This is a genomic window from Marinobacter sp. CA1, from assembly GCF_020546665.1.
GTDB classification, from domain to species: domain Bacteria; phylum Pseudomonadota; class Gammaproteobacteria; order Pseudomonadales; family Oleiphilaceae; genus Marinobacter; species Marinobacter xestospongiae.
Window position 1 is genome coordinate 4,338,706 of sequence record NZ_CP071785.1, and the last position, 14,591, is coordinate 4,353,296.

The 14,591-nt window shown below is 62.4% G+C and carries 6 protein-coding genes; 3 read left to right on the plus strand and 3 right to left on the minus strand.

From position 1 onward, the window contains the following. Positions 1–34: 34 nt before the first annotated feature. The 3 genes from J2887_RS19910 to J2887_RS19920 all read right to left on the minus strand — a co-directional run bounded on the left by J2887_RS19910 (position 35) and on the right by J2887_RS19920 (position 3,231). Positions 35–1,531, minus strand: a complete 1,497-nt coding sequence (locus tag J2887_RS19910; RefSeq protein WP_227172866.1) for an ABC transporter substrate-binding protein — start codon at positions 1,529–1,531, stop codon at positions 35–37. Beyond that, complete coding sequence (locus tag J2887_RS19915; RefSeq protein WP_227172867.1) at positions 1,528–2,955, minus strand: GGDEF domain-containing protein; 1,428 nt, start codon at positions 2,953–2,955, stop codon at positions 1,528–1,530. The genes J2887_RS19910 and J2887_RS19915 overlap by 4 nt, the downstream gene beginning before the upstream one ends. 84 nt (positions 2,956–3,039) lie before the next feature. Next, positions 3,040–3,231, minus strand: coding sequence for a hypothetical protein (locus tag J2887_RS19920; protein ID WP_227172868.1), 192 nt, complete (start codon positions 3,229–3,231; stop codon positions 3,040–3,042). Here J2887_RS19920 and J2887_RS19925 point away from each other — a divergent pair. The 3 genes from J2887_RS19925 to J2887_RS19935 all read left to right on the plus strand — a co-directional run bounded on the left by J2887_RS19925 (position 3,230) and on the right by J2887_RS19935 (position 14,589). Continuing rightward, complete coding sequence (locus tag J2887_RS19925) at positions 3,230–7,912, plus strand: filamentous hemagglutinin N-terminal domain-containing protein (RefSeq protein ID WP_227172869.1); 4,683 nt, start codon at positions 3,230–3,232, stop codon at positions 7,910–7,912. The genes J2887_RS19920 and J2887_RS19925 overlap by 2 nt on opposite strands. Before the next feature lie 102 nt (positions 7,913–8,014). Further along, entirely contained in the window at positions 8,015–9,652 is a 1,638-nt protein-coding gene (locus J2887_RS19930) for a ShlB/FhaC/HecB family hemolysin secretion/activation protein (RefSeq protein ID WP_227172870.1), read from the plus strand. A 272-nt stretch (positions 9,653–9,924) separates the two neighbouring features. Beyond that, entirely contained in the window at positions 9,925–14,589 is a 4,665-nt protein-coding gene (locus tag J2887_RS19935) for a DUF4347 domain-containing protein (RefSeq protein ID WP_227172871.1), read from the plus strand. Positions 14,590–14,591 lie beyond the last annotated feature (2 nt).

Sequence of the window (14,591 nt, forward strand, 5' to 3'; positions counted from 1 at the left end):
CGATCACCCGTGCCAGCCCAGGGAGGGGCTCGTGCTAGGGTGACGCCCAGTACATTTCCTCCAGCACCACCGCGGGAATCGGGGCGTTTTGCCACAGTCCTTTCAGCCCGGTGCGGTGGATGGAGTGCTGGGGCTTCATGTACAGGAACACGTTCACCGCGTCATCGCTGATCAGACGCTGGGCGTCGCCGAGCAGGCTATTGCGTTGCGGCTCATCCTGGGTTCGTTCAATGCGCCGCCAGAGTGCCTGGAACTCGGGGCTGCGGTAGTTGAAGTAGTAATCGTCCCGGGCGTAGATATCGATGTCCATCGGCTCGACGTGAGAGATCAGAGTGATGTCGTAGAGCTTCCGGTTAAAGACCCGGTCCAGCCAGTCAGGCCAGCTCAGCCGCTCCACCTGCACCGCAATCCCCACCGCCTCCAGGTCGCTGGCGATGTGCAACCCGCCGCGTTCCGCATAGATGGGCGGTGGCAGGCTCAGCGTCAGGCTCAGGGACTCCGCCCCGGCCTCACGCAGCAGCGCGCGGGCACGGTCGGGATCGTAGGGGTAGCGATCCACCAGATCCACGTAGGCCGGGTGCTGGGGGGAGAAGTGGCTGCCGATGAGTTGCGGAGTGAACTGTTCGTAGATCGACAGCAGCGCCTGCCGGTCGATAGCATGGGCCAGGGCGCGGCGGACCCGCAGATCCCGCAACGCCGGATGGGCATGGTTCAGCGCCAGGATCACCTCGCCCTCGCCGTTGCCCTGCAACACCGAAAAGTCGTGGTGCAAGGCCAGTTGCAGATGGCTGGGAAGCGGGCTGGCATCGGCGTGAACATCCACCTTGCCGGCGCTGAGGCTGTTCTCCAGCTCAATGCGATTGGCGGTAAAGGTGAAATGGGCATGGCGGATCGCCGGCGTGGGGCCCCAGTACTCCTCAAACGCCGTCAATGACACCGGCCCACCCTCCCAGGGCAGCACCCGATAGGGGCCGGTGCCAATCGGCCGGGTGGCATTGGTTTCGACACTGTCAGGATGCACGATCACCGCCGCCGAAAACGCCAACCGATAGGGCAACAGGGCATCCGGCCGCGTCAGGTGGAGTCGCAGTTCAAACGGCGCGCTCACCTCAATCCGCTCGATGGCGCTGTACAGCGGCCGCTGGGGATTGCCGGAGTCCGGGTCCACCAGTCGCGCCAGACTGAACGCCGCCACCTCGGCGTTGAACGGTCGGCCATCGTGAAACACCACGCCCCGGCGGAGGTTAAAGGTCAGGGTCAGACCATCGTCGCTGACCGACCAGGCAGTGGCCAGGGCCGGCTGGACCTCGGCCTCCCGCGTCAGCCGGGTGAGCCCCTGGAAAACGTTCATGTGAGTGACTTCGGCCACGCTGGCGGAGGGGGTCAGTGTGGGGTCGAGGTGGGGCGGCTGGATCTGGCGATCGATGGTGACGGTGTCATTGGCCCAGAGCAGTGTCGGCAGACACAACAGCAGAACCAGCCAGAGAACGACCACCCGGGGAATACCCAGCCGGTGCACAACACGAATCATAACGACACCTCGTTGCCGGAAGGTCTGGGAGAATGGGCCACCAAACGGTTGCGGCCTGCGTTCTTGGCCTGGTACAGGCGTTCGTCGGCCTCTTTGACCGTGCTGGCCAGCGAACAGCCGGGTTGCTGCTGGGCCAGGCCGATGCTGACAGTCACCGAAAGACGCTGCGACCCCACCTCGATCACCGTCGCAGCAATCTCCCGCCGCAGCACATCCAGCCCCCGCTGCAGAGCCTTGAATGGCACATCCCGGGCCAGCAGCGCGAACTCCTCGCCGCCATAGCGGGCCACCAGTACCTCATCGGGCAACTCCCGCCGGATCAACCGGGCGATGTGTTGCAACACCCTGTCGCCGGCATCGTGGCCGAAGCTGTCATTGATCGCCTTGAAGTAGTCAATGTCCATCAGCGCCACACAGAGTGTGCTGCCCTGTGGCGCCTCACCATGAACCTTCAGCGCCTGTTCGAAATAGTGGCGATTGTGCAGCCGGGTGAGGGAGTCGTGGGTCGCCAGAAAGTTCAGCTCCCGGTTCATTTCCAGAATGCGCTGTTCGTTGAGGTTGATGCTGTGAACGTAACGCCGGATTGCGGCGCCCATGTGGGCCACTTCGTCGCCACCTCGAACCTCGATGTGTTCTGGCAGTGGGCGGGGGCGACTCAAACTCGCCTGCAGTCGGCGCAGGCGCCGGACCACACCGAACTGAATGAAGCCCAGGAGCAGCAGTACCGCCAGAATCACCGCCACCGCCGAGGCTTTAAGCAGTGTCTCCAGGCGCGCGATGTCCGCGTTGAGATCGCCGATGGTGCCCTGCACCTGCTCACGCATGGCGGTCACGTGGTAGCCCACCGAAATGCCCAGGTTGCGGGACAACAGCCGGTTGTCGCGAATGATCGCCGCCAGCTGCGTTTCCACGTCAGCCAGCTGCTCCAGTCTGGCCCGGCTCGGCGGCGAATCACCGCTGAGTGCGGCCCGGAGATCGATCCGTTGGTGTACCAGCCCCTGCATGGCCGCCACATTGGCCATCAGTTGCTGGCGTACCGCCAGAATGTCGTCAAAGCGGGAAGACTCCCCCCGCAGCGCCGCCAGCTGGTTGACCAGCCGGCCCACCCACTCGGCACGGTCGGCAATCTCGAACATCGCCTCACGGCGCTGGAAGTGGGTACTGGCGAGCAACAGCAGTGAGCTGCTGGAGACCAGACCCTCGGTCTGCTGAAGCAGCAAATGCGCGGTTGCCAGGCCGCGGTTCTGCTGCTGGTCAAGCTCGGCAATGGTGTCGCGGTACTGACCAAAGGCATGCAGCGCCAGCAGGATCGCCCCCAGCGTCACACCCACCAGCAACAAACTGAGCAACAGGGTACGCAGCGCCAAGCCCGACAACAGCCCGGACGATGGCGACGGTGATTTTGCAGTCAGTTCCGGGGCCACTGCTTCCCCTCTGCCCCGATCACCGGACATACACATTCCGCATGCAACATGGGTCCAAGCTATGGGATCTCTGACCAGAGCCCCTCATGAAGTTTGTGGCAAGTCGCCGGTGTCGACAAGAAAATCCTTGCGCATTGAAACCAGTATGCAACCTAACCAGGAAAAATGATAAACATTGGGAAAGTCATAAAGCGCCACCATAGCCGTCCCCACCAGCGCTTCTTTATCCTCACCCGTTATAAAAAAACGACCCGTTATCAGAGGATGAGACGCCATGAACCACACCTACCGAACCGTCTGGAATGCCACCAAAGGCGTTTGGCAGGCCGTGGGAGAGCATGCCCGACGACAGACCCGAAGCCCCTCCGCCGGGCGGGGCAAGCAGCCCACCCGGTCATTGTCGTTGGGCGGGCTGTTGCTGGTGACACTGCCGGCGTTTGCCAGCGACCTGCCCACCGGCGGGCGGATCATCGATGGCAACGGCGGCTTTGACCATCAGGGCAACCGGCTCACCATCCATCAGGACAGCCAGAACCTGGCCATCAACTGGGACGATTTCTCCATCGCCGAGGGTCACTCGGTCCACTTCCAGCAGCCCAACGCCGAGGCCGCGGCACTGAACCGGGTGACCGGCAACCACGTCTCCGACATTCGCGGTGCCCTCTCCGCCAATGGCCGGGTGTTCCTGGTCAATCCCAACGGTATTCACTTCTCCCGGACCGCCCAGGTGGATGTGGGCGCCTTGGTTGCCTCAACGCTGGACATCACCACTGACGACTTCATGGCGGGCAACTATCGTTTTGAGGGCGACAGCGGCAATGCGGTGATCAACGCCGGTCGCATCACCAGTGCCGCAGGCGGCGCGGTGGCGATGATCGCCGCCGAAATCATCCACACCGGCAGCATCACCACTCCCAACGGCAGCACCCTGATGGGCGCGGGCAATAAGGTGACCCTCGATCTCGGCGGGCCGGTGAAAATTGAAGTCGACGAAGCCCGACTGGAAACCCACATCGAACAGGGCGGCGCCATTCGCGCCGATGGCGGGCTGGTTTATCTCACCGCCAGGGCCGCCAACGAACTGACCCGCAGCGTCATCAACCACACCGGCATCACCGAAGCCCGCACCCTGGCCAGCAATGACCGGGGCGAGATCATGCTGATGGGCGATATGGCCAGCGGCAGGGTGCAGGTGGCGGGTACACTGGATGCCTCCGCGCCGGCTGACCTGAGCCCCGATGCGGGTGACGGCGGGTTTATCGAAACCTCTGCCGCCCAGGTGCAGGTGGCCGACGGCACCACCGTGACCACCCACGCTGACAGCGGCGATACCGGCACCTGGCTGATCGACCCCAAAGACTTCACCATCGCCGCCAGTGGCGGTGACATGACCGGCCAAGCGGTGAGTGATGCCCTGGCTACCACCGATTTTGAAATCGAAACTGCCACCATGGGAACGGATGGGGGCAATGGCGACATTCTGGTCAACGATGAGGTGAGCTGGAGCAGCGCCAACACCCTGACCCTGAATGCCGAGCGTAATATCGAATTCAACCGTGAGGTGAGTGTCACCGGTGCCGGGACTCTGTCGCTGCTGTATGGGCAGGACAGCCTTGCAGCGGGCAATACCGCCAATTATTACGTCAATGCGCCAGTAGACCTTGCCAGCACTAGCCATTTCAGCACGTTGCAAGGCAGCGATGGCACGCCCATCGACTACACCATCATCACCGACCTGGGAACGGAGGGCTCCAATAGCGGCACGGATCTGCAGGGTATTCTAGGCGGTCTCTCGGGCAACTATGTACTCGGCAGTGATATCGATGCCAGCGCCACGGCGGCTTGGGCAAAGGGCTTTGCGCCACTGGGCAGAGTGACTTATGGCCATACCTTTACCGGTCGGTTCGATGGGTTGGGGCATACTATCAGCGGCTTGGTTTCTGCACCGACCGGTGGGTTCTACGGTGAAGACAACGTCGCGTTGTTTGGTGCAACCAACGGCGCCGTAATTCGCAATGTCGGACTGGTGGACGTCAAGATTACCGGGGAAAACCAGGTCGGTGCCTTGGTGGGAGATGGCTACCAGACCACCATCCACAACAGCAATGCCACCGGGCAAATCAGTGGCAACCAGAATGTCGGCGGTTTGGTCGGTTACACCACTCGCGTCGACATCAGCAACAGCTTCGCCACTGCCGATGTCGAGTTAGCCGGTGACTTTGGCGGCGGCCTGATCGGCAACGCCTGGAACAGCGAGATTCGCAACAGCTATGCTTCCGGCACCGTCACCGGCGCATCGCAGCTTGGCGGACTGATAGGCAAATCAAAAACCACCACGATCTTAGATGTCTACGCTGTCAGCACCGTGACCGGCACCGGTAACGACCTGGGAGGCCTGATCGGTGAACTGGAGGGAGGCTCGGTTGATCGGAGTTACGCCGCCGGACGGGTAACCGGAGCAACCGGCACGAATCATGGGGGCTTGATTGGCTATGGCTGGAATGGAGAGACCGTCCAGGACAGCTTTTACAGCATCGACGGCACAGGGCAAACTTCATCCGCCGGAGGGTCTGGCCTGTCTGAGGTCGATATGCAGCAATTGGGTGACTTTCTGGCAGCCAACTGGGACATCGACGCCCAGGGCGGTACCGGCAGCACCTGGCGCCTCTACGAAGGCCACACCACCCCACTGCTGCGCAGTTTCCTCACTCCACTGACGGTGCGGCCGGAGTACGACGGCAGCGGCGCTCACCTGACGAATATCGGCGCCGCCGCAGGCGATGCGCTGAATGATCCGCGGATTTCCGGCAGCCAGACCAACACCGCGCTGACCCTCGCCGGCAGCACCAATAACGGCGAATACCTGGCCAGCCTGGACCTCGATGGCCTCTATTCCGGCCAGCAGGGGGTCGATCTGATTGCCGGTGATCGAACCGTCACCGACAGTAATGTAGCCACCGCCGGCAATGTCGCCCTCACCAACGGCGTGAGCTGGGACAACGGCACCCTGCGCATCGACACCAGCGGCAGTATCACCCACATCGGCGCCATTGACGGCGGCGCGGGCAGTGTCTTCGACCTGGCCGGTGGCCGCTGGCAACAGGAGACCAGCAATCTGCCAGACTTCGCTGTTCACGATTTTCGTATCGATCCAGCGAACGCGACGTTCCGGCGGACCGCCGGTGGCGGTGGAAGCGGGGTTGACCCTATCGTGATAACCGACATCTACGGCCTGCAGGGGATCGGGTCTCACAGCCTGCTGGGCCCTTCCTTCGTCCTGGCCAACGATATCGACGCCAGCGGCACCGCCAACTGGCATGACGGCGAAGGCTTTGATCCCATTGGCGATTCCGCAAACCGCTTCACCGGCAGCCTCCATGGCGGGGGCCATATCATCGACGGCTTGTCCATTCAGCGTCCCACCGAAGGCTTTGTTGGGCTGTTTGGAGGCACCGAAGGCGCCACGTTGAGGAATATCGGGTTATCGGATGTCAGCCTGGCGGGAAATCTCTATGTTGGTGCTCTGGTGGGGCACGCTCGCAACACCGCCATCAACAGCAGCTTTGCGAGTCGTGGTCAGGTAACGGCCGCGCTTTTTGGGGCTGGCGGGCTGGTTGGGTTCGGGGACGATAGCGTTATCCAAAACAGCTACACGGATGTGGCGGTGTTGTCAGAGGGCCAGGGCGTTGCCGGTGGGCTGGTCGGCGCCGGTTCCATGGATATCAGCAACAGCTATGCCCGCGGCGATGTCAGTAGCCCCGGCGCACAGGTGGGGGGGCTGGTGGGCCAGTACAATGGCGGCACCATCACCAACAGTTATGCCACCGGCCAGGTAACCGGCAGTACTCTTGTCGGCGGCGCCGTCGGAAATCTGCAGAATTCGGCGTCGCTCAGCCAGGTGTTCTGGAACCAGGATGCCAACCCCAGCCGCATTGGCGTTGGCAACGATGCGGCGGCAGCCGGCGTAATCGGCAAGAGCCTGACCGACCTGCAAACCCTTTCCACCTTCACCGACGCCAACTGGGACATCGATGCCCAGGGCGGCACCGGCAGCGTCTGGCGCCTCTACGAAGGTCACACCACCCCGCTGCTGCGCAGCTTTCTCACATCGCTGACGGTGGCCGCCGATGATGCCAGCGCCACCTACAACGGCACCGCCCAGACCGGCCCGGGGAGCTGGAGCGCCAGTGGCTCCCACGACAGCGGCCTGATCCTCGGCACCGCCAGCATCACCGGTGGCGGCCAGGATGCCGGCAGCTATGGGATTGCGCTCGATGGCCTGTACTCCGGCCAACAGGGGTACGACCTGACCTTCAACGACGGCACCCTCACCATCACCCCCCGCCCGGTCACCGTCACCGCCGATGACCTGCGCAAACGCCAGGGCCAGGCCGACCCCGCTCTCACCTGGCAGGCCGGCTGTGGCGCCGCAACGGCTGACTGCGGCCTGGTCGCCGGCGACAACCTGACCGGCACCCTGAGCCGCGCCCCCGGCGAGGGCACGGGTCGCTACGCCATCCAGCAAGGCTCGCTGACCGACGCCGCCAACCCCAACTACGCCATCACCTTTGAAGAGGGCGAACTGCTGATCGCCGCCCTGCCGCCGACTCCGCCACCGGAGCCGGACCCAGAACCGGAACCGGAGCCAGATCCAGAGCCAGATCCAGAGCCAGATCCAGATCCTGACCCAGAACCGGAACCGGAGCCAGATCCAGAGCCAGATCCAGAGCCAGATCCAGAGCCAGATCCAGATCCAGATCCTGACCCAGAACCGGAGCCAGAGCCAGAGCCAGAGCCCAGCATGGACGCAGCGCCAGGCGAGAGCATCTCCACACTGCAACGGCAGGTCACGCAGCGGCAGGATCGCTCGTCATCAGTGAACGCCGGCATCGACATCGAAGTGGAAGGCAGCGGCATTCGCCTGCCAGAGCAGACACTGTTAGGCGCTGCCGACTAGCGCCAATGCACGAACGGAGGGCTGCCCAGCGGGCGCCCTCAGAGAGGATCGGCAGCCAATCAGTGGCTCTTCAACGGATTTTGGCACGGGAATACCGCACTCATGCAACGAAGTAACAATCAGACCCTTACCCTGGCCCTGGTGCTGGCAGCACCGCTTATGGCCCCGCTTGCCCAGGCCCAGACAGCGCCGGGCGCCGGCCAGATTCTGCAACAGAACCAGCCCGACACACTCAGCCCCACCGCGCCGTCAGTGGATCTGGAACTGCAGGGTGAAGCGCTGACCGACACCGACCCGGGCGGCCGCACGGTCACCCTCACGGCCATCACCTTCCAGGGTAACCAGCGCTTTTCCGACGACGAACTGGCTCGGGTTATTCCCAGTGCCCTTGGCCACCCCCGGGACCTGGCCGGTCTGCGCCGTCTGGCCAACAACATCAGCCGGTTCTATCGCGACCAGGGCTACCCGTTCACCCACGCCCTGTTGCCCGCCCAATCGCTGAACGACGGTGCCCTCACCATTCAGGTGGTGGAAGGTCGCTATGGCCAGGTCACCGCACACAGCGACGACCCGCAGTTGGTGACGGCGGCACAGCCCTACCTCACGCCGCTGGTCAGTGGAGAGGCCATCGCCTCCGCGCCGCTGGAGCGGCAGATGCTGTTGTTGGGGGACCTCCCCGGGCTCGCCGTCACGCCGGTCTTGCGGCCCGGCCAGGCGGTGGGCGAAGGTGACCTGGACGTCCGCGCGCAGGAAAGCGATCGTGTTGCGTTTGAAGTGGGTGCCGACAACCACGGCAACCGCTTCTCCGGCGCCTACCGGGGCCGCGTGGGCGCCACCGCCCGCGGCCTGCTTACGGTGGGGGATGAACTCCAGGTGACGGCACTGTATTCCAGTGAGCAGACCTGGCTGGGCAACCTGGACTATTCACGCCCCATTGGCACCAGCGGCCTGCGCGCCGACCTGGGCTACGCCCACACCGACTACTCCCTGGGCAAAGGCTTTGATGGCTACACCGGCACCGCCCATGTCTACACCACGGGGCTCAGCTACCCGCTGGTGCGCCGCCAGACCCAAAACCTCTCCCTCAGCGCCCGGTACCGCTACAAGGACCTGGACGACACCATCGACTTTGCCGACTACCGCAAGGCCACCGAAAGCCACAGCCTGCCCCTGGTGCTGCGCTTCGATAGCCGCGACGCCCTTGGCCAGGGCGGCCTCACCTACGGCAGCCTCGGGCTGACCCCCGGCGTGCTGGACCAGTCGCTGTCGGGGCAGACCGGGGCCGACTACGGCTTCACCAAGGTCAACCTGGACTTGGCACGCCTGCAAACCCTGGGCTATGGCGTGCAGGCCTATGGCCGGGTCACCGGGCAGTGGGCGGACCACAAACACCTGGACGGCTCCGAGAGCTTCCAGCTCGGCGGCCCCAATGGCGTGCGGGCCTACCCCAACGGCGAGGGCTCCGACAGCCGCGGCTGGCTGGCCCAGCTGGAACTGCGCTACCACACCGGCTTAGGCCTGGCTCCCTATCTGTTCTACGACCAGGGCCGCACTCCCAATGGCGGCGCCGACGAGGGCGATGCCCGCTCCCTGGCCGGCGCCGGCCTGGGCCTGCGCTACCGTCGCCACAGCCTCAACCTCGACCTCAGCAGCGCCTGGCCACTGGACGGCGGGGATGCCCAGTCCGACGACCGTCAGCGTGAGCCGCGGCTATGGGCCAGCTTCGGGTACCAGTTCTGAAAGGCTTCGACATCCTCCGGCACTAACACCAGACACCTGCCGCAGTCGCGCTTCGGTGACTGCGGCTCACAGACCGCACTGCAAGACCTACCTACCGCAACACACCGACACCCACTGCAACACAGAAATCACAATATTTTATTAGGTTTTCTACCAATCCATTTCTAATCTACAGGTTATAAAAACAGGGAAATCCCAACTTGAGCAAGGATGCGTGTCCACTCTTGCCTGTCCCTGCCCGATAGAGTCGCCATTGCCCAGCCGAGGAACCCATGGCCAATAGTCTGCACACCACCAACCAGCAGTTGTTTGTCATCGACAGTGCCACACCGGATATCGAATCCCTGATTGCAGGCCTGCCTTCAGGGGCGGAGTACCTGATCCTTGCAGCCGAACAAGGCCTGGCCGGATTGGCACAGCAGCTCTCCGATTACGAACAACTGGATGCTATCCACCTGCTTTCCCACGGTAGCGAAGGTGCGGTGTACCTGGGTGGTGAAGTACTCAACTCCGACTCCCTGCCTCGGCATCAAGAGGCGTTAAGTGCTATCCGCGACAGCCTTAGTGAGAACGGCGACCTATTGCTTTACGGCTGCGACGTCGGCGCAGGTGAACTCGGCGAGTCATTTGTCAAAGAGCTGGCACGCTGGACCCAAGCGGATATTGCAGCGTCGGACGACCTGACAGGAAACACCGGCTTAGGAGGAGACTGGCAGCTGGAGTATCACATGGGGGACGTTGATACAGACACCCTGGTTGCCCGAGCCTATGGTCATGTGCTGGCTGGCAGCGCTGTATTCGACTTCGAAGATGCCACGCAGATAGACGTCGAGGCACCAGATCCAAATCAAGGAGACGGTCGGGAATACCGAGTACAACAAACTGTTGATGGAGTGACAGTTACCGTCGCCACCGATGCTTCGACGGGGAACCAAACCTTCAATGTTGTCGAGGCTGGCAACGGATATGGCGGCACCAGTGGCTTGGTGTTTTACTCCTACTACACACAGGTTACATCGTTTACGATCTCCTTCAGTGACGCGGTCACTGTAACCAGTCTAAGGGCCGCGACTGGCGGCGATACCAGCACCTGGACGTTTTCCGATGCAGACAGTAATACTGCTGATGTCACAGCAACAGTGACAGGGTCAGGAATTGATGTCGATTTAAGCAGCTTTGGCGAAACACAAACCGTAACCGTTACATCTTCAGATCCGACCGGCAACAACGTTATCTTGGATAACGTTGTTTTTTCCGCCTCCTCGAACACTCCCACCCTCACCAACGCCACCTACAATGCCAGCACCGGCTCACTGGTCGTTACCGGCACAGACTTTACCGCCACAGCCGGCGCCGCAAATGATGTCGATGCCTCCAGGTTCACCCTCACCGGTGAAGGTGGTGAGACCTATACTCTGACGGATACTGCCGATGTTGAGATCGACTCAGCAACCCAGTTCACCCTGTTACTATCGGCAACCGACAAGGCTGCCATCAACCAGATTCTGAACAAGGACGGCACCAACGCCACCGACGGCACGGCATTCGACCTCGACGGCGCAGCGGGTTTTATTGCTGACAGCGCAGCCACCGCCGATACCGACGCCAACGGCGTGACGGTCTCCAACGTCGCAGCCCCCACAATCTCATCTGCGACCTACGACTACAGCACCAACACGCTGGTGGTCACTGGTACCGGTTTCCTGAAGGCGTCCGGGGCAGCCAACGACATTGACGTCAGCAAACTGACGTTTACCGGTGAAGGCGGGGCAACCTATACCCTGACATCCTCCAGTGATGTCGAGATTACTGACGGAACGTCGTTCTCAGTCACTCTTTCGGGCGCTGACATCAGCGCTGTTGAAAGCCTGCTGAACAAGGACGGCACCACATCTGCCAGCAGCGGCACAACCTACAACCTCGCCGCAGCGGAAGACTGGGCCGCAGGGGCGGATGCTGCCGTGACCGTGGCCGACACCACCGGCAATGGCGTTACCGTTTCCAACTACACCCCGCCCACACTGACCAGCGCCACCTTTGACTGGAGCAACGGCCAACTGGTGCTGACCGGGACCAACTTTGTGTCAGCAACCGGCCCCAACAATGACATTGACGTTTCCACGTTGGAAATCTTTGGTGAAGACGGTGTTAGCTACGCCCTGACCAGTACGGATGTGGACATCACCTCAGCCACTCAGGCGACGGTGGCACTGAATACCACGGACCTGCTTCACGTGCGAGGCCTGCTGAACAAAAACGGCACCACATCAGACGACAACACCACCTACAACCTGGCGGCGCAGGACAACTGGATGACCGGTGCCCCCGCCAGCAATGACATTGCCGACGCCACCGGCAACGCAATCACTGTCTCCAATGTCAGTCTGCCCACCATCACCGCTGCGACCTACGATTCTGACAGTGGCGTTCTTACCGTGACCGGGACCAACTTTGTCCATCGAACCGGCGCAGCAAATGATGTCGACATCTCTACCATCACCCTGACAGGCGAAGGCGGCGCCTACACACTCACCAGTGCCAGCGACGTGGAGATCAGTTCGGACACCAGCTTCACCCTGACACTGAGTGGTGCTGATAAAACCAACGTGGACACACTGCTGGACCAGGCCGGCAGCACCTCTAGCGGAGGCACAACCTATAACATTGCGCTGGCTGACAACTGGCTGACCGGTGCCGCCAGCTCGCCAGACATCGCCGACACAACCGGCAATGGGGTCACGGTGCAGGTTGCTCCCAGCATTGCGACCGCCAGCTACAACGCCACTGCTGGCACCCTGGTGATCACCGGAGCCAACATCCAGGCCAACGGCGGCGGCGCGGACATTGATGCCTCAGCCTTTACCCTCAGCGGTGAGGGTGGTACGACCCACACCCTGACAGACACCGCCGATGTCGAACGCACATCCATCTCCGGCTTCACTTTGAACCTGAGTACCGCTGATCAGGCGGCCGTGGCCCAGATCCTCAACAAAGACGGCACCACCTCCACTGGCGGCAGTACCTTTAACCTCAGCGCAGCGGACGACTGGAACACCAATGTCCTCTCCGGAGACACGTCGGACCTCAGCAACCCCGTCACGGTCTCTGACGTCCCGGTGCCAACACTCGTCAGTGCGACTTACGATGCCAGCACCGGCACCCTGGCCGTCACCGGTACGCATCTGTCAAAGCGGGATGGCAGTGCTGATATAGATGCCTCGATGCTGACCCTGACGGGCGAAGGCGGTATCACCCACACTTTGAGCGATACCTCGGATGTGGAAATTACCTCAGACACCAGTTTCACCCTGACCCTGAGTGCGGCAGACCGCGAAGCCCTGGGGCTGATTCTGAACAGCGCCGGCACCGCAGCCACTGGTGGCACCACCTACAATCTGGCGGCCGCCGAAGACTGGGCCCTGGGAGCCGACGCAACGGTAACCATCGCGGACCTGACCGGCAATGGCATCACCGTCAGCAATGTGCAGACACCCACCATTACTTCAGCCACCTACCATGGCCCCACAGGAGTACTGACGGTAACCGGCACCAACTTTGTTCAGCTGAGTGGCGCCAATAACGACATCAATGTCAGTCAGCTATCGATTGTTGGTGAAGGTGGCCAAAGCCGCGCACTAACCAGTGGCTCGGTCGACATCACCTCCGCCACCTCATTCAGCGTGACCCTTAACACAGCTGACCGCACGGCCCTGGCGACACTGATCAACAAAGACGGCACCGCAGCCACCGACAATACCAGCTACAACCTGGTTGCCAATGAAGACTGGGCTGCAGGTGCTGCTGCGGCCGTCACGGTTGCGGACCTGAGCGGCAATGGCATCACCGCGACCCTCAACACCGCTCCTACCGCCAGCGATACCGTCGAGTCAGTGCCATACAACGGAGGCTATACCTTTACCGCCGCGGATTTCGGTTTCAGTGATGCCGATGGTGACACCCTCAGCCACATCACTGTAAAGACCCTGCCGACCGCCGGCAGCCTGATGCTCAACGGTACGGCGATTACTGTTGCAGACACCGACATATCCCTGGCCCAGCTCAATGCTGGCGAACTGGTGTTCAGGCCCGCCTCTGGAGGCAGTGGCACCGGTTACGCCAGCTTCGACTTTACGGTGAACGATGGCAGCGAGGATTCGGTCAACAGCCACGCCGTAACCCTGAACGTGGGCAACCCACCGCCACCTCCGCCACCTACACCCACACCCACGCCTGATCCGGAACCAGAGCCCGACCCCGAGCCTGATCCTGACCCGGAGCCAGACCCCGATCCGGACACCGACGGCGATGGCATCAGTCAGGAAGAGGAAGCCGGCGTACCCTCCCTCGACGGAGACGGCCAGGGCGATGGCAATGGCGACACGGTGCTGGACACCGAACAGGCCAACGTTGCCTCACTGCTGTTTCTGGAAACCGACACCGCCCAGAGCAACCCGGGCGATGCGCCGGCAACCTACATCACTCTGGCAACGGGCAGCGGCAACAACGCCCTGACCAACCTGGTGCAACTGGACGCCCCGGCGGATCGGCCAGACGACCTGGAGATGCCCCTGGGCCTGCTGGGCTTTGAGGCCACGGTGGACGAAGGTGACGCCGTTACCTTCGAGCTGTTCATCGCTGGCAGCCTGAACGTCAACGGTTACTGGAAGCAGGATGGCAGCGGTGAGTGGGTCAACCTCGCCAGCGAGGCCTATGGCGGCAGCATGACGCAGGTGAACGATCGCCTGCTGCTGACCTTCGCCATCGAAGACGGCAGTGAGTTCGACGACGACGGCCAGGTCAATGGCGTGATCCTCGACCCGGGCGCCCCCGGCTTCCGGCCACTGGCACCGGAGCCTGAGCCAGAGCCGGCTGAACCGCCAGGGCCGTTTGATGGCCTGACAGTAAGTGACTACTTCGATTGGTTCGATATGGGGTAGAC

Excerpts from the sequence above, each read along its gene's own strand:
- J2887_RS19910 (WP_227172866.1), bottom strand. The coding sequence starts at position 1,531 with ATGATTCGTGTTGTGCACCGGCTGGGTATTCCCCGGGTGGTCGTTCTC.
- J2887_RS19925 (WP_227172869.1), top strand. The coding sequence starts at position 3,230 with ATGAACCACACCTACCGAACCGTCTGGAATGCCACCAAAGGCGTTTGG.
- J2887_RS19920 (WP_227172868.1), bottom strand. The coding sequence starts at position 3,231 with ATGGCGTCTCATCCTCTGATAACGGGTCGTTTTTTTATAACGGGTGAG.
- J2887_RS19930 (WP_227172870.1), top strand. The coding sequence starts at position 8,015 with ATGCAACGAAGTAACAATCAGACCCTTACCCTGGCCCTGGTGCTGGCA.
- J2887_RS19935 (WP_227172871.1), top strand. The coding sequence starts at position 9,925 with ATGGCCAATAGTCTGCACACCACCAACCAGCAGTTGTTTGTCATCGAC.